Origin of the sequence: Microbispora corallina, from assembly GCF_016863035.1 — a bacterium.
Classification (GTDB): domain Bacteria; phylum Actinomycetota; class Actinomycetes; order Streptosporangiales; family Streptosporangiaceae; genus Microbispora; species Microbispora corallina.
This window is the reverse complement of sequence record NZ_BOOC01000005.1, coordinates 387160-408478: the sequence shown is the minus strand read 5'-3', so window position 1 is coordinate 408478 and position 21319 is coordinate 387160. Positions and strand designations below refer to the sequence as shown.

21 protein-coding genes are annotated in these 21319 nt (G+C 71.3%); 8 read left to right on the top strand and 13 right to left on the bottom strand.

What is annotated here, in order from left to right:
- The first annotated feature begins 47 nt into the window (after positions 1–47).
- From Mco01_RS09870 to Mco01_RS09860, 3 genes are all read left to right on the top strand, one after another.
- Positions 48–836, top strand: a complete 789-nt coding sequence (locus Mco01_RS09870) for an ABC transporter ATP-binding protein (RefSeq protein ID WP_036325269.1) — start codon at positions 48–50, stop codon at positions 834–836.
- A gap of 70 nt (positions 837–906) precedes the next feature.
- On the top strand, positions 907–1656 hold the full coding sequence (locus Mco01_RS09865; protein WP_204056557.1) for a sulfite exporter TauE/SafE family protein: 750 nt from the start codon (positions 907–909) through the stop codon (positions 1654–1656).
- An 18-nt stretch (positions 1657–1674) separates the two neighbouring features.
- On the top strand, positions 1675–1908 hold the full coding sequence (locus Mco01_RS09860; protein WP_036325271.1) for a DUF8836 family protein: 234 nt from the start codon (positions 1675–1677) through the stop codon (positions 1906–1908).
- 45 nt (positions 1909–1953) lie between these two features.
- Here Mco01_RS09860 and Mco01_RS09855 read toward each other — a convergent pair whose 3' ends face one another.
- The 4 genes from Mco01_RS09855 to Mco01_RS09840 all read right to left on the bottom strand — a co-directional run bounded on the left by Mco01_RS09855 (position 1954) and on the right by Mco01_RS09840 (position 6076).
- The gene (locus Mco01_RS09855; protein WP_232326524.1) at positions 1954–2820 is read right to left on the bottom strand and encodes a Rieske (2Fe-2S) protein; all 867 of its coding nucleotides are present in this window, start codon (positions 2818–2820) and stop codon (positions 1954–1956) included.
- Positions 2821–2942: 122 nt separating this feature from the next.
- A complete protein-coding gene (locus tag Mco01_RS09850; protein WP_204056622.1) occupies positions 2943–3494 on the bottom strand; it encodes an HD domain-containing protein in 552 nt (183 codons plus the stop codon).
- 130 nt (positions 3495–3624) lie between these two features.
- Positions 3625–5790: a molybdopterin-dependent oxidoreductase gene (locus Mco01_RS09845; protein ID WP_204056556.1), complete on the bottom strand. Its 2166-nt coding sequence runs from the start codon at positions 5788–5790 to the stop codon at positions 3625–3627.
- Positions 5791–5869: 79 nt separating this feature from the next.
- Positions 5870–6076 (bottom strand): hypothetical protein, encoded by a 207-nt coding sequence (locus tag Mco01_RS09840; RefSeq protein ID WP_036325275.1) that lies wholly within the window; start codon positions 6074–6076, stop codon positions 5870–5872.
- 279 nt (positions 6077–6355) lie between these two features.
- Here Mco01_RS09840 and Mco01_RS09835 point away from each other — a divergent pair, with 279 nt between their 5' ends.
- On the top strand, positions 6356–7213 hold the full coding sequence (locus tag Mco01_RS09835) for a helix-turn-helix domain-containing protein (protein ID WP_036325276.1): 858 nt from the start codon (positions 6356–6358) through the stop codon (positions 7211–7213).
- Positions 7214–7274: 61 nt separating this feature from the next.
- Positions 7275–7481 (top strand): DUF397 domain-containing protein, encoded by a 207-nt coding sequence (locus Mco01_RS09830; RefSeq protein ID WP_036325277.1) that lies wholly within the window; start codon positions 7275–7277, stop codon positions 7479–7481.
- A 68-nt stretch (positions 7482–7549) separates the two neighbouring features.
- Here the strand turns inward: Mco01_RS09830 and Mco01_RS09825 are convergent, their stop codons facing one another.
- Together Mco01_RS09825 and Mco01_RS09820 are read right to left on the bottom strand one after the other, a co-directional pair.
- Positions 7550–8998: a catalase gene (locus Mco01_RS09825; protein ID WP_204056555.1), complete on the bottom strand. Its 1449-nt coding sequence runs from the start codon at positions 8996–8998 to the stop codon at positions 7550–7552.
- Positions 8995–9495, bottom strand: coding sequence for a Fur family transcriptional regulator (locus Mco01_RS09820; protein ID WP_204056554.1), 501 nt, complete (start codon positions 9493–9495; stop codon positions 8995–8997). Before Mco01_RS09820 ends, Mco01_RS09825 begins: the two co-directional genes overlap by 4 nt.
- 143 nt (positions 9496–9638) lie before the next feature.
- On the opposite strand from Mco01_RS09820, the gene Mco01_RS09815 reads away from it, so the two are divergent.
- The gene (locus Mco01_RS09815) at positions 9639–10721 is read left to right on the top strand and encodes a CapA family protein (RefSeq protein WP_239103463.1); all 1083 of its coding nucleotides are present in this window, start codon (positions 9639–9641) and stop codon (positions 10719–10721) included.
- 114 nt (positions 10722–10835) lie between these two features.
- Entirely contained in the window at positions 10836–11558 is a 723-nt protein-coding gene (locus tag Mco01_RS09810) for a TetR/AcrR family transcriptional regulator (protein WP_239103462.1), read from the top strand.
- Here the strand turns inward: Mco01_RS09810 and Mco01_RS09805 are convergent.
- On the bottom strand, positions 11551–11937 hold the full coding sequence (locus Mco01_RS09805) for a hypothetical protein (protein WP_204056552.1): 387 nt from the start codon (positions 11935–11937) through the stop codon (positions 11551–11553). The two genes, Mco01_RS09810 and Mco01_RS09805, sit on opposite strands and share 8 nt — an antisense overlap.
- A 173-nt stretch (positions 11938–12110) precedes the next feature.
- On the opposite strand from Mco01_RS09805, the gene Mco01_RS09800 reads away from it, so the two are divergent.
- Positions 12111–12647 carry a YfgM family protein gene (locus Mco01_RS09800; RefSeq protein WP_204056551.1) on the top strand — a complete coding sequence of 179 codons (537 nt, stop codon included), beginning with the start codon at positions 12111–12113 and terminating at the stop codon, positions 12645–12647.
- A gap of 474 nt (positions 12648–13121) precedes the next feature.
- On the opposite strand, the gene Mco01_RS09795 is transcribed toward Mco01_RS09800, so the two are convergent.
- From Mco01_RS09795 to dnaK, 6 genes are all read right to left on the bottom strand, one after another.
- Positions 13122–14297 (bottom strand): hypothetical protein, encoded by a 1176-nt coding sequence (locus tag Mco01_RS09795; RefSeq protein WP_204056550.1) that lies wholly within the window; start codon positions 14295–14297, stop codon positions 13122–13124.
- 97 nt (positions 14298–14394) lie between these two features.
- Positions 14395–16986, bottom strand: a complete 2592-nt coding sequence (clpB, locus tag Mco01_RS09790) for an ATP-dependent chaperone ClpB (RefSeq protein WP_204056549.1) — start codon at positions 16984–16986, stop codon at positions 14395–14397.
- 27 nt (positions 16987–17013) lie between these two features.
- Entirely contained in the window at positions 17014–17316 is a 303-nt protein-coding gene (locus Mco01_RS09785; RefSeq protein ID WP_269750602.1) for a heat shock protein transcriptional repressor HspR, read from the bottom strand.
- 49 nt (positions 17317–17365) lie between these two features.
- A complete protein-coding gene (gene dnaJ, locus Mco01_RS09780) occupies positions 17366–18544 on the bottom strand; it encodes a molecular chaperone DnaJ (protein WP_036325285.1) in 1179 nt (392 codons plus the stop codon).
- Between the two features lie 78 nt (positions 18545–18622).
- On the bottom strand, positions 18623–19285 hold the full coding sequence (gene grpE / locus Mco01_RS09775; protein ID WP_204056548.1) for a nucleotide exchange factor GrpE: 663 nt from the start codon (positions 19283–19285) through the stop codon (positions 18623–18625).
- A complete protein-coding gene (gene dnaK / locus Mco01_RS09770; RefSeq protein ID WP_204056547.1) occupies positions 19282–21156 on the bottom strand; it encodes a molecular chaperone DnaK in 1875 nt (624 codons plus the stop codon). Before dnaK ends, grpE begins: the two co-directional genes overlap by 4 nt.
- Positions 21157–21319: the final 163 nt, after the last annotated feature.

The following is a 21319-nucleotide window of genomic DNA, read 5'->3' as shown; positions in this document are numbered from 1 at the left end:
CGGGCTGCCATAGTTTTATCTCAGCGAACCACGGGAGGGGGACCACGATGGGCGGTCAGGTGCTACTGCTTCAGGATGTGGCCGTCCGCAGGGACGGCGCCGTCCTGCTGCGCGGCATCGACTGGAGCGTCCGCGAAGACGAGCGGTGGGTCGTCATCGGTCCCAACGGCGCGGGGAAGACGACGCTGCTGCAGGTGGCCGCCTCGCTGCTCTACCCGTCCGAGGGTGTCGTGGAGATCCTGGGGGAGCGGCTCGGCCAGACGGACGTGTTCGACCTGCGGCCCAGGATCGGGCTGGCGAGCGCCGCCCTCGCCGAGCGCATCCCGCCGGACGAGAAGGTCATCGACCTCGTGCTCACCGCGTCGTACGCCATCCTCGGCCGGTGGACCGAGGAGTACGACTCGCACGACGTGACGCGGGCCGTGGAGCTGATCGACCAGCTCGGGTGCGCCCACCTGATCCGGCGGCGGTTCGCCACGCTGTCGGAGGGCGAGCGCAAGCGGGTGCAGATCGCCCGTGCCCTGATGCCCGACCCCGAGCTGCTGCTCCTCGACGAGCCCGCGGCCGGTCTCGACGTCGCCGGCCGGGAGGACCTCGTCCGCCGCCTGGGCGCGCTCGCCCAGGACCCGAAGTCGCCCACGATGGTGCTGGTCACCCACCACGTCGAGGAGATCCCGGCCGGGTTCACCCACGTGCTGATGCTGCGCCACGGGTCGGTCGTCGCCCAGGGGCCGGTCGACTCGGTGATGACCCCGGAGAACCTCTCCCAGACCTTCGGTGTCCCCCTCGTCCTCGACCGCGGCCAGCAGGGCCGCTGGTACGCCCGTCCCGCGTGAGGGCGGTGCCGGACGGCTCGGCGCGTCCCTCTAGCATCGGGCGACAGCCGTACCGGAGGGGTGACGACAAGTGACGCCGTTGGAGGCGGCCGCGGTGTTCGCGGCCGGGGTGGGCGCCGGGGCCATCAACGCGGTCGTGGGCTCCGGATCGCTCATCACGTTCCCGACCCTGCTGGCGATCGGCCTTCCCCCGATCACGGCGAACGTCTCCAACAACATCGGCCTCGTCCCCGGCGGCGTGACCGGGGTGCTCGGCTACCGCCCGGAGCTGCGCGGCCAGCGCGACCGCCTGCTCCGCCTCGGCCTCGCGTCGGTCGCCGGCTCCCTCATCGGCGGTGTGCTGCTGCTGCGCCTGCCCGCCGACGCGTTCAACGTGATCGTGCCGGTGCTCATCGGGATCGCCTGCGTCCTGGTCGTGGTGCAGCCCCGGCTCAACTCCTGGCTCGCCGTACGGCGCCGGCCGCACGCGCACGGCGGCCCGTGGCTGTGGCTGGGGGTGCTGCTTGCCGGCGTCTACGGCGGCTACTTCGGAGCGGCCCAGGGCATCGTGCTCATCGGCCTGCTCGGCAGCTTCCTCGATGAGGACATCCAGCGGGTGAACGCGGCCAAGAACCTGCTGTCGCTGCTGGTCAACGCGACCGCCGCGATCCTCTTCACGTTGATCGCGCCGGTGGACTGGACGGCGGCGCCGATGGTCGCCCTCGGCTCGGCGGCCGGAGGGTTCCTCGGCGCCCGGGTGGGCCGCCGGCTGCCCGCTCCGCTCCTGCGCGGGTTCATCGTCGCGGTCGGGATCGTGGCGATTGTGAAGCTGCTGTCCTGAAAGGGTATGTGTCCCCTTATGAAGGGCGACCGGGTGGAGATCGTCATCGACGCGGGCGGCACGCCCCGCACCTACGAAGTGGTGGCGACCCGCGCGGGACGCCGCATCGAGATCACTACCGGGCGGGGGGTGGTGGAGGTCACCGAGGTGACCCGGAACGGAACCCCCGTGCGGACCGCCCGGTTCATGTCCAACCGGATCCTCGCCCTGGTCGAGCATCCGGCCGACGACCGGGGCCCGGACGAGGGGTGACCCCGTCCACGACACCGGACGCCTGGGATCGGGACGCCGCGGGGGTCAGTCGGCCGGGCGCACCTGGACGACGCCGTCGTGCCGCAGCCGCGTCTGGAAGGCGGGCTGACGGGCGGTGGCGGGGCCGTGGACGACCGAGCCGTCCGCGACGCGGAACACGCTGCCGTGCCACGGGCACACGACGCAGGTCTCGCCGTCCTCCGCCGTGACCCTGCCCTGGTGCAGCGGGCCGGCCAGATGGGAGCAGCTGTCGGCGAGCACGCTCACCCCGTCGCCGAGGCGGAGCACGAACAGGTCGATGTACCCCAGGCGCCGCCGGACCGGCCGGCCGTTCGGCAGGTCCTTCAGCGCGCACAGGTCGTGCCATCCCAGAGGGACCAGATGGCTGACCGACTCGGCGTGGTTGGCCCCGGCCGCCTGACGGTAGGCCATGTGGCCGCCGAGGTAGCCGCCCGCGCTCGCCGCGCCGAGCCCGGCGTACGCGAGCGCCCGGCCGGCGCGCTCACGACCCGCCAGCCGCATGAGCAGCGAGCCCGTGTACAGGGCGGCCGCGGCGGCGTTGGTCAGCGCGTGCACGACGCCCACCCGCTGCTGCTCGCGGTGGAGGGTCGACCAGTCGGTGATACCGGCCGCCGCGGTCGGCAGCGCGCTCCCGAGCCCTGCCGTGATGAGGGTGCGGGCGGCGCGCGGGTCGGCCTTCGTGGCGTCCAGGACGGCCGTGGACAGCCAGCAGCCGAACGTCACCATCGCCATCGCGGGATGCAACGGGTGCCCGATGGGCACCCCGTGCAGGAAGTCGCGTAACTTTCCCGGACCGAGCTTGCGACGCACGGTCTTCGTGAGAGCCCCGATCGGCTTGTCGAACGCGGTGCTGCGCTCCAGCCCGTCGAGGAGGTCCGGCGATGGAATCATCCGTGGCAGCCGGCCCGTGCGTCGCGACCTGGTGGTCTCTTCCATCTCTCGCCCCCTAACACAGAGCCCGTACCCATGCGGCACGCCCATGAACATCGGCGCGGCGAGGCGGGGGCGGGCCCTCAGGGCGCGAGGTGCCCCCGGGCGACCGACGACTCGACGAGCCCGACCGCGTACGCGCCGAGCTCCGGGGAGCCCTCGCTGATGATCTGCACCTTCTCCAGCACCTGCCGCGCGGTCACCTTGTACAGCGCCCAGGTGCCGCCGTCGTTGTGGTGGTTGACGACGATGGGGGCGAGCCGGTCGAGGGCCTTGGCGAAGCGCGCCTCGGGCGTGGTGCGCTCCTCGAACTCGTCCCACAGCGCGCGCAGCCGCTTGGCCTGGTCCTCCGGGAGCAGCCCGAAGATCCGGTCGGCCGCCGCCTGCTCCAGCGCGCTCTGACGCTCGACCGCCCGCTGGTCGTAGATGAACGTGTCCCCGGCGTCGATCTCCACGATGTCGTGGACGAGCAGCATGGCGATGACCCGGTCGAGATCGACGCCCGGCGGCGCGTGCTCCGCCATGACCATGGCCATCATGCCGATGTGCCAGGAGTGCTCGGCGTCGTTCTCCCGGCGGGAGCCGTCGATCAGCGTGTTGCGCCGGATGACGCGCTTCAGCTTGTCGATCTCCATGGCGAACGTGATCTGGGCCTGGAGCCGTTCCTGGGAGAGCGCGGTCGTCACCTGCGCAAGCCTAACCGCTCACGATCAAAGCGCGCCCGATGACCCGGTCCCCGCGTGCCGCGCACCGCTCCGGCGGCGGTCACGAGGCCGCGATCGTCACCGGGACGCCGTTGAAGACCGCGTTGCCGGACAGCGCGTCGACCACGGTCTCGTCGGTCAGGACGTTGACGTTGACCCCGGCGTTCCGCGCGGCCACGGCCTGCGGGCTGCCCTCGTGCCCCCAGCCGTGCGGCAGGCTCACGACGCCCGGCATGATCGTCTCGGTGGGTTCGAGCGGGACGGACAGCTCACCCGCCGCCGAGCGGACCACCGCCGTGCCGTCCAGCCCGAGCCGGGCCACGTCGGCCGGGTTGATCTGCAGCGTGCAGCGGTTGGTGCCGCCGACGAGCGGGCCGACGTTGTGCAGCCAGCTGTTGTTCGAGCGCAGGTGCCGCCTGCCGATGAGCACGAACTCCGGGGCCGGCCTGCCGAGGCTCGCCCGGAGCCGGGCCAGGTCGTCGAGGATGGGCCGCGGGGCCAGCTCCACCACCCCGGAGGCCGTACGCAGGTTGCCCGGGATGCGGGGCTCCAGCGGCCCGAGGTCGAGCCCGTGGGGGGCGTCCAGCAGCGTGCGGAGCGAGAGCTTGCCGCCGTTCCACTCGCCGTACGGGCCGAGGCGCAGCATGGCGTCGAGCCGCCTCTCGGCGCCGTCGGCCCCGGTGAGGGCCGCCCGCAACTCGGCGGGGTCGCGGCCATGCAGTGGGCCCTCGGCGTCGACCGCCGCCCGGAGCATCTGGCCGAGGACGAGCTCGTCGAGCGCGGCGGGGTCCGCGTCGGCCCCCTGTCCCGCGGCGATCATGGCGAGCCGGGCGAGGATCTCGGCCTCCGACGGCCGGCCGTCCAACGGGAGGGCCGGGGGCGAGTAGCGGGCGTAGTTGCGCACCGCGAACTGGAGCAGCGCGAAGTCGTAGTGGCCCGACCGCAGCACCCGGGGCGGCGGCAGGACGACGTCGGCGTGCCGCGTCGTCTCGTTCAGGTAGGGGTCGACGCTGACCATGAACTCGAGCCCGGCGAGCGCCCGGCCAAGCCGCGCGCCGTTCGGCGCGGACAGCACCGGATTGCCCGCCACCGTGACCAGCGCCCTGATCCGGCCCTCGCCGGGCGTCTCGATCTCGTCGGCCAGGGTCGCGACCGGCAGCTCGCCGTTCGTCTCCGGCAGGCCGCGCACCCGGCTGTGCCAGCGCCCCGTCCGGTACGGCCTGCGCCGCCCCGGCGCCTCGGTCGCGGGCCGCGCGAACATCGCGCCGCCGGGCCGGTCGAGGTTCCCGGTCAGCGCGTTGACCACCTCCACGAGCCACTGGGCGATCGTGCCGAACTCGGCCGTGCAGGTGCCGATGCGGGCGTAGACGGCGGCGGACGGCGCGGCGGCCAGCTCCCTGGCCAGCCGTACGACGACGTCGGCCGGCACCCCGCAGGCGGCGGCGCAGGCCTCCGGGGTGAGGTCGCGCAGCGCCCCGGCCACCTCGGCCAGGCCGTTCGCGGGGACCCGGACCGTCACGAGGTCCTCGGCGATCAGCGTGTGCGCGATCCCGGCGAGCAGGTACGCGTCGGTCCCCGGGCGGACGAAGACGTGCTCGTCGGCCAGCGCGGCCGTGCGGGTGCGGCGCGGGTCGACGACCACGAGCCGGCCGCCGCGCCCGCGCAGCGCCTTGAGCCGGCCGGGGAAGTCGGGGGCCGTGCACAGCGAGCCGTTCGACTCCAGCGGGTTGGCCCCCAGCATGAGGAGGTAGGAGGTGCGGTCGAGGTCGGGCACCGGGATCGCCATCGGGTCGCCGAACATCAGGCCGGACGCGACGTGCTTGGGCATCTGGTCGGCCGTGCTGGCGGAGAAGACGTTGCGGGTGCCGAGCGCCCGCACGAGCGGGGAGCCGTACTGGGCGCCGGCCATGGTGTGGGCGTTCGGGTTGCCGAGGTAGACGGCCCGCGCCGGGCCGGGGACGCGCGCGAGGCCCTCCTCGACCGCGGCGAACGCCTCCTCCCAGGAGACCTCGCGCCACTCGCCGCCCTTGCGGACCAGCGGCGCGGAGAGGCGGTCGGGGTCCTCGTCGAGACGGCCGAGCGAGGCCCCCTTCGGGCAGATGTAGCCCCTGCTGAACGGGTCGTCCCGGTCTCCGCGGACCTCGGCGACCCGTCCCGAGTCGTCGAGGGTGATCCGCAGGCCGCAGACGGCCTCGCACAACGGGCAGGTCCGGTGCACGGTCTCCACGTACGGCCTCCTGACGCTCGGTCTGCTCGCCGAACTCATCTTGTCCCGCGGAGGCCGGGCCGGGAAGCCCCGGGCCGGGTCAGGCGGAGAACAGGCGGCCGACCTCTTCGAGCTCCTGCACGAGGTCGAAGCGCGGGTCGCGGTACTGGCGGGCGCCGAAACCCGTGCGGTTCACCGTCCACTTGAGCTGGCGGGCCCATCGGTCCTGGTCGGCGCACAGGGCCAGGTCCGCCATGGTCATCCGGGTCCTGAAGAGGGACAGCCAGTTCGTACCGTAGGGATGCAAGGAAACTCCTTCTTTCGGCGGAGTCCACATGGGGCAGGTCCGCGGAGCGACGCGCCGCATCCCCACCGGCGCCTCCCCGACCTCCGGGAGTCCTCCCCGGCTCGATCGTGACCCAGGAGCGATATCCCTGCAATACTTGCCGAAAGGAAATCCGCAACAATCTTGCGTGTATGCGGCGAATCTTGCCGTGCAAGTTGCACGGGGGCCGGCGAGGTAGCCTTCCGGAAAGGGCGTCCCATCTCGTACGCCCTCGTGGCGCGGCGAAGGAGGTCCGCCGGGATGCCGGACCATGGCAGCCCAACCGTCCGCCGGAGGCGGCTGGGACAGGAGCTCCGAAGGTTACGCGAGCGCGCCGACCTGACCGGCGACCAGGTGGCCGCGCGTCTGGGCTGGTCCGCGGCGAAGGTGAGCCGCATCGAGACCGCGCGGACGTCGCCACGCAGGGCCGACGTGGAGGCCCTTCTCTTGATCTACATGGTAGATTCCAGCCAGCGCCACGAGCTGCTCGCCCTGCACCGGGACGCCGCGCGCAGGGGCTGGTGGGAGGAGTATCGGGACTCCCTCCCCAAGGAATACACGACGTTCCTGGGGTTGGAGGCCGAGGCCACGGCGGCACGCAACTGGGAACCCCAAGTTGTGCCGGGCCTGTTCCAGACCGAGGCGTACGTCCGAGCCATGATGGAGAGCGGTCAGCGGAGCACGCTGGAGGCGCCAGGCAACGTCCGGAGCCGGATCGAGGTCCGGATGGCGCGCCAGGAGGCCGTCCTCGAGGCGGAGAGCCCGCTGAACCTGTCGGTCGTCATGGAGGAGTCCGTCCTGCTGCGCCGCTTCGGTGACGACGAGGTGATGCGCGAGCAGATCGGGCGCCTGGTCGAGGCGACGGAGCTGCCCCATGTGACGATCCGGGTCCTGCCTCTGGAGGCGGAGCATCCGATCAACACCGGGGCGTTCTGCCACCTCAAGGTGCCGGAGTTCCATGACGTCGTGTACCTGGAGGCTCTCCTGGGCGGGCGTCTTGTCGAGGACGAGACCATCGTCTACCGCTACGAGGTCGCCTTCGACTACCTGGAGACCAAGGCGCTCGACGCCGAGGCCTCCCGGCACCTCATCGAGAAGAGTTCCAGTCGATGGCGATGAGCCCATAGCCGCCCCGCGGTCACCCGGAAGGGACGAACCGCGGGGGAAAGAGACCGAATAGATGAACGCAACTGACCTGCCCGGCGTCTCCTGGTGGAAGAGCAGCCGCAGCGCCAACAACTGCGCCTGCGTCGAGATCGCCGTCCTGCCCGGAGGCGACGTCGGCGTTCGGGACAGCAAGAACCAGGACGGTCCCGTCCTCGTCTTCACCCCACAGGAGTGGGACGCGTTCATCGGCGGCGTCAAGGACGGCGAGTTCGACGTCTGAGCGCTCCCGGACATGGCTACGGCTTGCGCCGCCGGGGCTGCGCAAGCCGTAGCACGGGGGAACGGGGGTCAGGAGAGACCGAGGCCCTGGGCGACGCCCTGGCCGAGGTCCTTGTGCACGTTGGTCCAGTAGTCGACCACGCGCTTCCTCATGCCGGCCGTCACCTCGGGAGCCGAGGCGTGGCCGACGATGTTGCCCACCAGGTGTTCCCGGTCGGTCTCGGACAGCACGTTCTCCCACAGGGCCCGCGGCTGGACGAAGTCGTCGTCCTCGCGGTGCCGCGCGTACGCGCTGCGGATGATCTCACCGGCGATCCGGTAGTTCTCGCCGGCGAAGAGCGAGGCGTCGGCCGCCGGGCCGCCGGCGCTGTTCGGCGCGTACAGCGGGTCGGCCGGGTTCGCGAACGTCATCGCGCCGTCCTTGTTGTAGCTGTGGACGGGCGACTTCGGCCGGTTCACCGGCAGCTGGAGGTAGTTCGGGCCGATGCGGTGGCGGTGGGTGTCCGGGTAGGAGAACAGCCGGCCCTGCAGCATCTTGTCCGGCGAGGCCCCGATGCCCGGCACCAGGTTGGCCGGTTCGAACGCGGCCTGCTCGACCTCGGCGAAGTAGTTCTCCGGGTTGCGGTTGAGGACGAACCTGCCGATCGTGATCTCGGGGTAGTCGCCGTGCGGCCACACCTTCGTCAGGTCGAACGGGTTGAAGCGGTAGTCGGCCGCCTCCTCGAACGGCATGATCTGCACGTTGACCGTCCACGAGGGGTGGTCGCCGTTCCTGATCGCCGTGTTCAGGTCGCGGAGGTGGTGGTCGGCGTCCTGCGCGACGACCGCCGCCGCCTCGGCGTCGGTGAAGTTCTCGATGCCCTGGTCGGTCTTGAAGTGGTACTTCACCCAGAACTTCTCCCCGGCCGCGTTGTACCAGAGGAACGTGTGCGAGCCGAAGCCGTGCATGTGCCGCCAGCTCTTCGGCGTGCCGCGGTCGGTCATCAGGAACGTCACCTGGTGGGCCGACTCCGGCGACAGCGTCCAGAAGTCCCACTGCATGTTGTGGTCGCGCAGGTTGGTGTCCGCGCGGCGCTTCTGGGAGTGGATGAAGTCGGAGAACTTCTGCGGGTCGCGGATGAAGAAGATCGGTGTGTTGTTGCCGACGAGGTCGTAGTTGCCCTCATCGGTGTAGAACTTGATCGCGAAGCCGCGGGGGTCGCGCTGGGTGTCCGCGCTGCCCAGCTCACCGGCGACCGTCGAGAACCGGAGGAAGAGGTCGGTCTCCTGGCCCTTCTGGAAGAGCTTCGCCTTGGTGAACTGGCTCACGTCCTCGGTGATCCGCAGCACGCCGTACGCGCCGCCGCCCTTGGCGTGGACCACGCGCTCGGGGACCCGCTCCCGGTTGAAGTGGGCCATCTTCTGGATCAGGTAGTGGTCCTGCAGCAGCAGGGGGCCGTTCGGGCCGACGGACAGCGAGAACTCGTCGCTCGGCGCGGGGATCCCGGCATCGGTGGTGGTGATCGGCCTGTCGGTCATGGGGCGGTCCTCCCGGGTTCCTCGTCGCGGGAAACGGATTCGGGCGCGGTCGCGGTGGAGTGGTGCTCGCCGGCCGTGAGACTCCGGTCGCCGGCGCGGCACTCGGGGCAGACGCCCCAGTAGATGACGTCCGCCTCGTCGACCAGGAACCCGGCGTCGGACACCGGGTCGAGGCAGGGGGCGTGCCCCACGGCACAGTCGACGTCCGTGACCCTCCCGCAGCGGCGGCAGACGAGGTGGTGGTGGTTGTCCCCCACCCGCGTCTCGTACCGCGTGGGGCTCCCCGCTGGCTCGATGCGGCGGAGCAGCCCGCCGCGGTGCAACGCGTTCAGCGAGTCGTAGACGGCTTGGAGGGAAACCTGGCCGACGCGTTCGCACACACCGTGGTGGATCGCGTCCACGTCGAGGTGGTCCCCGTCCCTGACGGTCTGCAAGATCGCCAGACGGGCCGCGGTCACCCGCAGTCCTGCCTGGCGGAGTCGGCTGGTGTCCTGCACACTGCCACGCTATCCGCTAAACCTGAATGATTCAAGTAAAGGAATCGTTCAGCCTGTGGGGACGGGGCATCCGGCTTCCGCGTTCCCCGCCTCCGGATGTCGGACTCCCCAGATCCGGGCGCGAGATGGCATGCTCAGGTGCCGTGAGACGTCCCCCGGCCCTGTCCCTCATCGCGGCCACCGTCGCCCTCCTCGCCGTCGGGTGCACCGCCGCCGAGGGAGAGCCGATCCCCTCGGCCTCCTCGCAGCAGCGGAACGAGGCGTCCCCCACGGCGTCCCCGAAGCCCGCGCGCAAGCCGTACACCATCTCGTTCGCGGGTGACGTGCACTTCGAGGGCGTGCTGCGCACCCGCCTCGACAGCGACCCGCGCACGGCCCTCGGGCCCATCGCGAGCGTCCTGCGCAGGTCGGACCTCACGGCCCTCAACCTGGAGACCGCCATCACCACCGGCGGCACCCCCGCGCCGGGCAAGCAGTTCACCTTCCGCGCCCCGCCGGCGGCGTTCACCGCGCTCAAGGCCGCCGGGGTCGACGTCGTGACCATGGCCAACAACCACGGCATGGACTACATGGAGGGCGGCCTGCGCGACACGCTCGCGGCGATCAGGAAGAGCCGCTTCCCGGTCGTCGGGATCGGCAAGGACGCCGCCGAGGCGTACCGGCCGTTCCGCGCGACCGTCAACGGCAACCGCGTCGCGGTCATCGGGGCCACCCAGGTGCTCGACTCGCAGTTCATCCAGTCCTGGACGGCCACCGACGACAAGGGCGGCCTCGCCTCCGCCAAGAACGAGCCGCGGCTCGTCCAGGCCGTGCGGCAGGCCCGCAAGACCTCGGACACGGTCATCGTCTTCCTCCACTGGGGCACCGAGCTCGTCAAGTGCCCCACCCCGGCGCAGCGGAGCCTGGCCGCCACGCTCGTGAAGGCCGGCGCCGACGTCGTGGTCGGGTCCCACGCCCACATCCTGCTGGGCGCCGGCTACTCGGGCCGGGCGTACGTCGCCTACGGCCTGGGCAACTTCGCCTTCTACAACTGGGGGCCGGACACCGGCACGACGGGCGTGCTCACGCTGACGATCAACGGCCGCCGTGTGCTCAAGGACCAGTGGACCCCCGCCCGCATCAGCGGCGGCGTCCCGATCCCGGCCACGGGCGCGGCCAAGGACCGGGCCCTGTCGGCGTTCGAGGGCCTGCGCGGCTGCACCGGCCTGTCCGGCGACCCGGCCTGACGAGCGGGCGGGGGGCTTCGGACCGGCCGGGTGGGGGAAAGGCCCGGCAAATAAGGCGAGTGCCCGGTAAGGCCTGACCGTACGCCCTCCAGCGGGCAAGATGGTGGTGTGTCCATGCGGCCGGTAAGTGAGCACATGACGGAACGCGAGCGGCCACCGGTGGAGGGGGACCCCGAGGCGTCCCCCTCGCCAGACCAGGGCGAGCCGCTGCGGCGGCGGCCCATCCAGCGGCGCAGCGCCCGCAGGGTCGAGCGGATGCTGGACGCCTGCGCCGAGCTGCTGGACGAGGGCGGCTACGAGAGCCTGTCCACCACCCGGGTCGCCGAGCGCGCCGGGGTCGCGATCGGCTCGGTCTACCAGTTCTTCCCGGACAAGCGCGCGCTGACCCAGGCCCTCACCCGGCGCAACGTCGAGCGGTTCGTGGCCAGGGTCGGGCGCCGCTTCATCTGTGAGGACTACAGCGGCTGGTGGGACGCGGTCGACGCCATCATCGACGAGTACGTCGAGATGCACCGGACCGTGCCCGGCTTCCGCTCGCTGCACTTCGGCGACGTGTTCGACCTCAACCTGCTCGACTCGGTGGCCGACAACAACACGGTCATCGCCGGACGACTCCGGGCGCTGCTGCTGGCCGAGTTCGGGCTCGTCGACAGCGAAGACCTGGATCGTGCCATCCTCGTCGCGGTCGAGGCGGGCGACGCGGTCCTGAAGCTCGCCTTCCGCCACGACCCGCGTGGCGCGCCCGAGATCGTGGCCGAGGCCAAGCAACTGGTCCGCGGCTACCTGTCCCGGCAGCTGCGCGGCGTCCAAAGGGATGGAGAGACCTCCGTCAGTTGAGCCGGCGCGGTGCGCCGGGCTCCGGCCCGGAGACCGTGTTCGGCACGGACAGCGAGGTGAACAGGGTGGGCGTGAGCACGCGTCCGGAGGTCGCGTTGTTCCACGGCCTCGTGTGCGTCCGCGGCGGGATGGTCAGCTCCCTGTCGTCGTCGAGCGCCGTCTCCGTGCCCGAGTGGCCGCGCCCGGAGGGGCCGCAGGGCACGGCGGCCGCCGGCTCCACGGTCAGCTCCATCATCTGCAGCTGGGCCTGCAGCCGGGCCAGCTCCTTGCGCGCCTGGTCGAGCGCCTGGAACTGCGCCGTCGCGTAACCGGCGACGCCCGGGACGAGGGCGGACAGCACAGCAGCGGAAGCCAGAGTCAGAATGACCCGCTTGGACATGGCGTATCGCTCCTCCGCCGAGCTGGGATTAGCACAGCGTGGGCAATATGCCCGGGTACCTGAGGAGAAAAGCGGTAAGTAGCCAAACGTGCACGAATTGTGGCATTGGTAATGCCTGCCGATGTCCCGGGGATGTCCTGCGAAAACACGCGGACGTCGGTAGCCTCGGCTCTGTGTCACATGTGACAAATGAGCAGCTGGACCGACTGCTCGAGCAGGCCCTGCTGCTCGACGACCACGGCGCCCTCGCCCGCCGGCTCGACGCGCTGGCAGGTGGATATGAATCCGGGGAGATGTCGCGGGCCGCGATCCTCGTGCTCGCGGCCGAGGAGTGGCGTCAGGCGGGGCAGCCCGCGACCGCTCTGGACCGTTTCCAGAGCGCGGTCGAGGACGGTGGCGAGGTGCCGGTCGATCCACGGGCCGGAATCGCCGACACGCTGTTCGAGCTCGACCGGCCGGAGGAGGCCCGGGACGTCGTCGCCGCCATCGAGGCGGACGGCTGGAACCCGGCCACCGCCCTCACCGTGGCGGAGACGCTGGCGGCCTATGGCGACCCGGACGGCGCCCTGGAGTGGGCCACCCGGGGCGTGCGCGCCTGCCCGCCCGGTTCGCCCATCAGGGACTCGCTGCTGCGCACCCGCTACCGCATCCGGGTCGACCTCGGGCTGCCCGAGGACGACCTCGACGCCCTGCTCGACATCTCCCGGTAGGGACACGACCCGGTTCCCGTCAGGGACACGAGTCGAGCCACTCCCGTAAGGGACACGACCCGGGGCCGCGACCCGGCGAGACGTTCCCGCATACGAAAAGGGGCCGTGGATCACGGCCCCTTTCGCTGCCGTCCCCGCGGCCGGTCCGGCCCCTCCAGCCTGCCCGACGCGTGCGGACGGGGGATGTACGACGAGGAAAGGGGCCGTGACAGCCCCGGCCCGGTTTCCTCCTATGGGCGAAGCGGGGCCGCTTCGCGCAGAGCAGTCCGCTTCGTGCAGAGCGGAGCCGCTTCGCGCAGAGCAGGGCCGCTATATGCAAAGCAGGGCCGCGACCCTCCGGCCGTCCGCGCTGGGCGGTGCGGCAGGGTCGCGACCCTGGGACCCGCCTCCGGCGGGCCGGTGGGGCGTGTGCCCCTTTTCTATCGGTCTCCGTTTCCGGACCGTGCGGGCTCCCAGCCGGAGCCCGCACCCCGGTCACGGCAGGATCGTCCTCCCGGCGTCGGCGAGGTCGCCCACGCCCGCCGCCTGGTCAAGGGCGGGAGCGGTGATGTCGGCGCTCTGCGGCTGGACCGCCGCCTTCGGATACACGCGGCCCTCACGCTCCGGACGGGAATCCTGCGCGCCGGTCTGGCCGGTCGCGGCGCCGTCCGCCTCGTGGCGGCGGTGGTGCTTGCGGTGCCTGTGGTGCCTGCGCTGGTGCGCCGCGGCGTCCTGCGGTGCGGTGGCCGCAGTGTCCTGGCCGGTCGCGCCCGGCTGCTGGACTGGCTGCTGGACTGGCTGCTGGACTGGGGGCGCCGCCTGGCTCACGTCGGCGGCGCCGTTCTGACCGGCCGCCTGGGCGCCCTGCTTGTGGTGACGGTGGCGGTGCAGCCTGCGCTGCTCGCGGCTCTGGTCGGAGCTGGAGGCCTGGAAGCTGCCGGAGCTCTGGTCCGCCGTATCCGTGGCGGCGCCGGCGGCGTCCTGCCGCGCCTTCCTGTCCTGCTCGGCGGGCGTGTTCTGCTGGTTGCCGTTCTGCTGGGCCTCCGGCTTGGGGTGGCGCCGGTGGGCCTTGGGGTGCGCCTCGCCGATCGGGTGGACCCGGGCGTCCGTGCGCGGACGGTCCAGCGGCGCGGTGAGCGGTGCGGCCATCGGAGCGGCCGCCGGCGCGCAGACCTCGTCGGAGGTGTCCGGGCGGGACGGCGCCGCGGCGAGGAGGGGCATCTTGGTCTGCGGGAGCGCGGCCTTCGACGGCACCTGGGAGGCGGCCCCGGAGACGGCGCCCGTGCTGGGGATCTTGGGAGGGGTGATGGCCGGCAGACCGGCCCGGGGAGCCGCGGACAGCGGTGCGGGAAGGGTCTTGGTCCCGGGCGCGGCCGGCAGGGCGGGCAGCCCCACCCGGGTGGGAAGGGCGCCGGAGACGGTCCTGCCCGGAAGCGACGGCCGGCCCTGGGCGGCCGCCGCACCGGCGGCGTCGGCGATGCTCAGCACGCCCGTGGCGGGGGCCAGATTGGCCAGCCCGCCCGGCACGTTCTGGTTCTGCGCCTCGCAGGCGCCGGCGGCGTTGGTCCCGTCCTCCGCCATGGCATGGCCCCCCGTGAGCCAGCTCACCCCGATGGTGACGGCCGCCAGCACGACGCACCGCCCTCGAATACTTCGTGACGTCCTGGACATCCACGTCCCCCTGATCGCGTACGTAGTCCGACGAACGCCGAACGTAGCGATCAGGGGGAAAGCCCGGGAGCGGCTTGCCGCAATGGTGGCGAAGACCTTACCGAGAGGCCCGGATGCTGAGCGTGTCCCCTGCTTCGTCAAAGTCGACGATTACCTCGTCGCCGTCGTGGACGGCACCGGACAGCAGCTCCTTGGCCAGCTTGTCGCCGATGGCCGACTGGATCAGCCGGCGCAGCGGGCGGGCGCCGTACAGCGGGTCGTAGCCGGTCAGCGCCAGCCAGTCGCGGGCGGCGGGGGTGACCGTCAGGCGCAGCCGCCGGTCGGACAGCCGCTGGGCGAGCCGGGACACCTGCAGGTCGACGATCTGCGACAGCTCCTCGGTCCCGAGCGCGTCGAACACGATGATGTCGTCGAGCCGGTTGAGGAACTCCGGCTTGAACGACGCGCGCACCGCGTTGAGCACGGCGTCGCGCTTGGCCTGGGTCTCCATCGTCGGGTCCACGAGGAACTGCGAGCCGATGTTGGAGGTCAGGATCAGGATCGTGTTGCGGAAGTCGACGGTGCGGCCCTGCCCGTCGGTCAGGCGGCCGTCGTCGAGCACCTGGAGCAGGATGTCGAAGACCTCGGGATGGGCCTTCTCGATCTCGTCGAGGAGCACGACCGTGTACGGCCGGCGGCGGACGGCCTCGGTGAGCTGGCCGCCCTCCTCGTATCCGACGTAGCCGGGCGGTGCGCCGACGAGCCGGGCGACGCTGTGCTTCTCGCCGTACTCGCTCATGTCGATGCGGGTCATCGCGCGCTCGTCGTCGAACAGGAACTCAGCGAGGGCCTTGGCCAGCTCGGTCTTGCCGACGCCCGTCGGGCCGAGGAACAGGAAGGAGCCGGTGGGCCGGTCGGGGTCGGAGATGCCGGCCCGCGCCCGTCGCACGGCGTCGGACACGGCCTGGACGGCGTCCTTCTGCCCGATCAGGCGCTTGCCCAGCTCGTCTTCCATGCGGAGCAGCTTGGCCGTCTCGCCCTCGAGCAGCCGCCCGGCGGGGATCCCGGTCCAGGACGAGATGACCTCGGCGATGTCGTCGGGGCCGACCTCCTCCTTGACCATCGGCTCGGACTCGGCCTCGGCCTTCTCGGCGGCCTTGGTCGCCTCCGCGAGCTCCTTTTCCAGCCGCGGCACGTCGCCGTACATCAGCCGGGACGCGGCCTCGAAGTCGCCGTCGCGCTGGGCCCGCTCGGCCGCGCCGCGCGCCTCGTCGAGCTGCTTCTTCAGCTCGCCGACCTTGTTGAGGCCGGCCTTCTCCCGCTCCCAGCGGCCGATGAGCGCGCTCAGCTCCTCCTGACGGTTGGCCAGCTCCTCGCGGAGCTTGGCCAGCCGCTGGCGGCTCGCCTCGTCGGTCTCCTTGGCCAGCGCGAGCTCCTCCATCTTGAGCCGGTCGACGTTGCGCTGGAGCTGGTCGATCTCCACGGGCCGCGAGTCGATCTCCATGCGCAGCCGGGACATCGACTCGTCGACCAGGTCGATCGCCTTGTCGGGGAGGAACCGGGCGGTGATGTAGCGGTCGGAGAGCGTCGCCGCGGCGACCAGGGCGCTGTCGGAGATCTGCACCTGGTGGTGCGCCTCGTAGCGGCCCTTCAGCCCGCGCAGGATCGCGATCGTGTCCTCGACCGTCGGCTCGCCGACGTAGACCTGCTGGAACCGCCGCTCGAGCGCGGGGTCCTTCTCGATGCGCTCGCGGTACTCGTCGAGCGTGGTGGCGCCGATCATGCGCAGCTCGCCGCGGGCCAGCATGGGCTTGAGCATGTTGCCGGCGTCCATCGCGCCCTCGGCCGCCCCGGCGCCGACCATCGTGTGCAGCTCGTCGATGAACGTGACGATCTGGCCGTTGCTCTCCTTGATCTCGTTGAGCACGGACTTGAGGCGCTCCTCGAACTCGCCGCGGTACTTGGCTCCGGCGACCATCGCGCCCAGGTCGAGCGCGACGAGGCGCTTGTTGCGCAGGCTCTCCGGCACGTCGCCCGCCACGATGCGCTGGGCGAGGCCCTCGACGACGGCCGTCTTGCCGACGCCGGGCTCGCCGATCAGCACGGGGTTGTTCTTGGTGCGGCGCGACAGCACCTGGACCACGCGGCGGATCTCGCCGTCCCGGCCGATGACCGGGTCGAGCTTGCCGGACCGGGCCCGCTCGGTGAGGTCGACGCCGTACTTCTCCAGCGCCTGGTAGGTGTCCTCGGGCGTCTCGCTCGTGACCCGGGCGTGCCCGCGGACCTTCTCGAACGCCTCCAGCAGGGCGTTGGGTGTGGCGCCCTCGGCCTTGAGCAGGTCGGCCACCTGGCCGCCGTCCGCGGCGAGCCCGACCAGCAGGTGCTCGGTCGAGACGTACTCGTCCTCGAGCTGCTTGGCGCGCTGGGCCGCCGTGTTGAGCACGGTGAGGAGCTGCCGGGAGCTGGACGGCGCGCTCACCGTGGAGCCCTGCGCCTTGGGCAGGCGGTCGAGCAGCTCCTCGGTCTGGACGCGCAGCCGCTTCCAGTCGGCGCCCACCGCCTCCAGGAGCGGTACGGCGATGCCGCCGGTCTGGGTCAGCATGGTCGCGAACAGGTGGGCGGGCGCGACCTCGGGATTGCCCTCGGCGGCCGCGCGGCGGACCGCCCCCGACAGAGCCTCCTGGCTCTTCTGCGTGAGTTTGTAGTCCATATGTGTTCGATGCCTCGATTCGCGACGTTACGCGGGCGGCAGTTCGTAGCGGACCAGCGCCCTCATCATGGTGAGCTCGCCCCTGAGCCGGGCGACCTCCTCCCGCAGACGCATGTTCTCGGTCTCGAGCTCGAGGATGCGCTTGATTCCGGCGAGGTTGATGCCGTGCTCCTGGGACAGCCGCTGGACCTCGCGCAGCAGCACGATGTCCCGCGTGGAGTAGAGCCGCCCGCGGCCCGCCGTACGGCCGGGGCTGACGAGGCCGAGCCGGTCGTACTGGCGGAGGGTCTGCGGGTGCAGCCCGGAGAGCTGGGCGGCCACCGAGATCACGTATACGGGTGTGTCATCGGAAAGATCGAAAAAGTTCGCATCCATCGGCTCACTCGCTTCTGGCCTGCTTGATCAGCTCTTCGCGTAGGTCGGGGCCCTCGGTGGCGTCCCTGAACTCCTCCAGAGCGGCCCGGGCCTTGTCGTCGAGGTTCTGGGGCACCGCCACCTGCACGGTGACCAGCAGGTCGCCCTTCGTGCCGTCCTTGCGCGCGGCGCCGCGGCCGCGGACCCGGAACGTGCGCCCATTGGGGGTGCCCTCGGGAATCCGCAGGGTCACCGGCATGCCCTTGAGCGTCGGCACCTTGATCTCGGCGCCGAGCGCCGCCTCCGGGAAGGCGACCGGCACGGTCACGGTGAGGTTCTCCCCGCTGCGGCCGAACACCGGGTGCGGCTTCACGTGGACCAGCACGTAGAGGTCGCCGGCGGGGCCGCCGTTCTCGCCGGGCGCCCCCTTGGCCTTGATCCGGATGCGCTGCCCGTCGCCCACCCCGGCCGGAATGCGGGCCTGGATCGTGCGGGTGCTCTTGCCCCGGCCGCTGCCCTCGCAGACCGGGCAGGGGTCGTCGACCACGAGGCCGCGGCCGCGGCAGTCGCGGCACGGCTCGGAGAAGGCGAAGTTGCCGAGGTTGCGGCTGGCCGCGCCCGTGCCCTCGCAGGTCGGGCAGACCCGCGGCGTGGTGCCGGCCTTGGCGCCGGTACCGCCGCAGGCGGCGCAGGCCGAGGAGCTCGTCAGCCTGAGGGACACCGTGGTGCCGTCGACCGCCTCGCCGAAGCCGAGCGTGACCTCGGACTCGATGTCCTGGCCGCGCCGCGGCCGCGAGGTGGTCGTGGTGCGCGTCCCGCCGCCCCGGTTGAACAGCCCGCCGAACAGGTCGCCGATGCGCTCACCGCCGCCGGTCCCGCCGCCGCTGCCGCCGAACAGGTCGCCGAAGTCGAAGTTGAAGCCGCCGCCGCGCTGTGCGCCGGTGCCGGCGTAGCCGCCGAGGCCCGACCCGAAGAGCGTGCGGGCCTCGTCGTACTCCTTGCGGCGCTTGGTGTCGGACAGCACGTCGTAGGCCTCGGAGACCTCCTTGAACTTCTCCTCGGTCTCCTTGTTGCCCGGGTTGGCGTCCGGGTGGTACTGCCGGGCCAGCTTCCGGTAGGCCTTCTTGATCTCCTCGGCGGTCGCGGTCTTGGGCACACCAAGGACGGCGTAGTAGTCCTTTTCCAGGTAGTCCTTGGTGCTCATCTATCGCTTCCCTCACAGAGAAAAGGGGTCATTGGTCGTCTCTCCCGATCCTTCCCGATCGGGAGAGACTCCGGGTGATCAGCTCTCGTCCGGCTCGCCGGACGCGTGCGGGCCGTCGGAGCCCGTCGCGCCGCCGGCCTGCGCGGACGCCTCCTCGGCCGCCGCGCTTTCGTCCGGCTCGGCGACGGCCACCCGGGCCGGGCGCAGGATCCGGTCGCCGATGCGGTAGCCCGGCTGGAGGATCTCGACGCACGTGGGCTCGGTCACCTCCGCCGAATAGCTGTGCAGCAGGGCCTCGTGCACGGTCGGGTCGAAGGGGTCGCCCTTCGTGCCGTAGGTGCTCAGGCCCAGCTTGGCGACGGCCGACTCCAGCGACTCGCTCACCTTGGCGAAACCGCCGGTGAGCTCGCCGTGGTCCCGGGCGCGGCCGATGTCGTCGAGCACCGGGAGCAGCTCGCCCAGCACGCTGGCGACGGCCTGCTCCCTCACGGTGATCCTGTCCCGCTCGACCCTCTTGCGGTAGTTGCTGTACTCCGCCTGCAGCCGCTGCAGGTCGGCGGTGCGTTCCGCGAGGAGGTCGGAGGCGGCGGCCTCGGTGGCCGCCGTCCCCTCCTGCCTGCCGGCGCCGGCCTCCGCGGCCTGCTCTCCGGCGCCCTCGCGGGCCCGCCCCGTCTCGGGGTCGATCTTGCGGTTGTCGCGGATCACCGGCTCCTCCTCGAAGCCGTTCTCGCGCGGGGTCACTTGCTGCCGCCCTCCTGCTTCGGCTCGTCATCGACGATCTCCGCCTCGACCACGTCGTCGTCGGCCTTGGCCTGCTGGGCCCCGGCGTCGGCGCCGCCCTCGGCGCCGCCGGCCTGCGCGCCCTGCGACTGGGCGTAGATGGCCGAGCCCATCTTCTGGCTCACGGTGGCGAGCTTCTCCGCGGAGGCCCGGATGGCGGCCGTGTCGGTGCCCTCCAGCTCCTTCTTCAGCTCGGCCAGCGAGTCGTTGACCTCGGTCTTGACGTCGGCCGGGATCTTCTCGTCGTTCTCGCGGAGGAACTTCTCCGTCTGGTAGGCCAGCGAGTCGGCGTTGTTGCGGACCTCGGCGTCCTCGCGGCGGCGCTTGTCCTCCTCCGCGTAGCTCTCGGCCTCGCGCATCATGCGCTCGATGTCGTCCTTGCCGAGAGCGGAGCCGCCGGTGATGGTCATCGACTGCTCCTTCCCGGTGCCGAGGTCCTTCGCCGAGACGTTGACGATTCCGTTGGCGTCGATGTCGAAGGTGACCTCGATCTGCGGGATGCCGCGCGGCGCCGGCGCGATGCCGGTCAGCTCGAAGGTGGCCAGCTTCTTGTTGTACGCCGCGATCTCACGCTCGCCCTGGTAGACCTGGATCTGCACCGACGGCTGGTTGTCCTCCGCCGTGGTGAAGACCTCGGAGCGCTTGGTCGGGATCGTCGTGTTGCGCTCGATGATCTTGGTGAAGATGCCGCCCTTGGTCTCGATGCCGAGGCTGAGCGGGGTGACGTCGAGCAGCAGGACGTCCTTGACCTCGCCCTTCAGGACACCCGCCTGGAGCGCGGCGCCGATCGCGACGACCTCGTCCGGGTTGACGCCCTTGTTGGGCTCCTTGCCGCCGGTCAGCTCCTTGACCAGGTCGCTCACGGCCGGCATGCGGGTCGAGCCGCCGACCAGCACCACGTGGGCGATGTCGGAGACCTTGATCCCGGCGTCCTTGATGACCTGGTGGAACGGGCCCTTGCAGCGCTCGAGCAGGTCGGCGGTGATCCGCTGGAACTCGGCGCGGGTCAGCTTCTCCTCGAGGTGCAGCGGGCCCTCGGAGGAGGCGGTGATGTAGGGCAGGTTGATCGTGGTCTCGGTCTGGCTGGACAGCTCGATCTTCGCCTTCTCCGCGGCCTCACGGAGGCGCTGGAGGGCCATCTTGTCCTTCGACAGGTCCACGCCGTGGGCGTTCTTGAACCGGGTGACCAGCTCGTCGACGATCCGCTGGTCCCAGTCGTCGCCGCCCAGGTGGTTGTCACCGCTGGTGGCCTTGACCTCGACGAAGCCGTGGCCGTCCTCCTGGCCGACGTCGAGCAGGGACACGTCGAAGGTGCCGCCGCCGAGGTCGAAGACCAGGATCGTCTGGTCCTTCTCCTTGTCGAGGCCGTACGCGAGGGCCGCCGAGGTGGGCTCGTTGATGATCCGCAGCACGTTGAGGCCCGCGATCTGGCCGGCCTCCTTGGTGGCCTGCCGCTGGGCGTCGTTGAAGTACGCCGGGACGGTGATCACCGCGTCGGTGATCTTCTCGCCCAGGTAGGCCTCCGCGTCCTGCTTGAGCTTCTGCAGGACGAAGGCGCTGATCTGCTGCGGCGTGAACTTCTTGCCGTCGATCTCGACGGTCCAGTTCGTGCCCATCTGGCGCTTGACCGAGCGGATGGTCCTGTCGACGTTGGTCACCGCCTGCCGCTTGGCGACCTCGCCGACGAGGACCTCACCGTTCTTGGCGAACGCGACCACGGACGGAGTCGTCCGCGAGCCCTGGGCGTTCGCGATGACGGTGGGCTCGCCGCCCTCGAGGATCGAGACGACGGAGTTGGTCGTCCCCAGGTCGATACCTACCGCACGTGCCATGAGTACGTCCTTGTAGTCAAAGTTGAGTCGGTTGGACTCATGCTTAACCCACTCCCGGGTCCTTGTCAAACGTCTTGAGTCTATGGGGCTCAACCCGGGAGTGCGCGAAATTCATCCCGCCTCCGAGGGACATTTCGGGCGGAAGCGGGAGAGGTGTAGACGT

Coding starts and splice junctions, on each gene's coding strand:
- Mco01_RS09870 (WP_036325269.1), top strand. CDS start 48: ATGGGCGGTCAGGTGCTACTGCTTCAGGATGTGGCCGTCCGCAGGGAC.
- Mco01_RS09860 (WP_036325271.1), top strand. CDS start 1,675: ATGAAGGGCGACCGGGTGGAGATCGTCATCGACGCGGGCGGCACGCCC.
- Mco01_RS09855 (WP_232326524.1), bottom strand. CDS start 2,820: ATGATTCCATCGCCGGACCTCCTCGACGGGCTGGAGCGCAGCACCGCG.
- Mco01_RS09850 (WP_204056622.1), bottom strand. CDS start 3,494: ATGGAGATCGACAAGCTGAAGCGCGTCATCCGGCGCAACACGCTGATC.
- Mco01_RS09835 (WP_036325276.1), top strand. CDS start 6,356: ATGCCGGACCATGGCAGCCCAACCGTCCGCCGGAGGCGGCTGGGACAG.
- Mco01_RS09830 (WP_036325277.1), top strand. CDS start 7,275: ATGAACGCAACTGACCTGCCCGGCGTCTCCTGGTGGAAGAGCAGCCGC.
- Mco01_RS09825 (WP_204056555.1), bottom strand. CDS start 8,998: ATGACCGACAGGCCGATCACCACCACCGATGCCGGGATCCCCGCGCCG.
- Mco01_RS09810 (WP_239103462.1), top strand. CDS start 10,836: ATGCGGCCGGTAAGTGAGCACATGACGGAACGCGAGCGGCCACCGGTG.
- Mco01_RS09805 (WP_204056552.1), bottom strand. CDS start 11,937: ATGTCCAAGCGGGTCATTCTGACTCTGGCTTCCGCTGCTGTGCTGTCC.
- Mco01_RS09795 (WP_204056550.1), bottom strand. CDS start 14,297: ATGTCCAGGACGTCACGAAGTATTCGAGGGCGGTGCGTCGTGCTGGCG.
- clpB (WP_204056549.1), bottom strand. CDS start 16,986: ATGGACTACAAACTCACGCAGAAGAGCCAGGAGGCTCTGTCGGGGGCG.
- dnaJ (WP_036325285.1), bottom strand. CDS start 18,544: ATGAGCACCAAGGACTACCTGGAAAAGGACTACTACGCCGTCCTTGGT.
- dnaK (WP_204056547.1), bottom strand. CDS start 21,156: ATGGCACGTGCGGTAGGTATCGACCTGGGGACGACCAACTCCGTCGTC.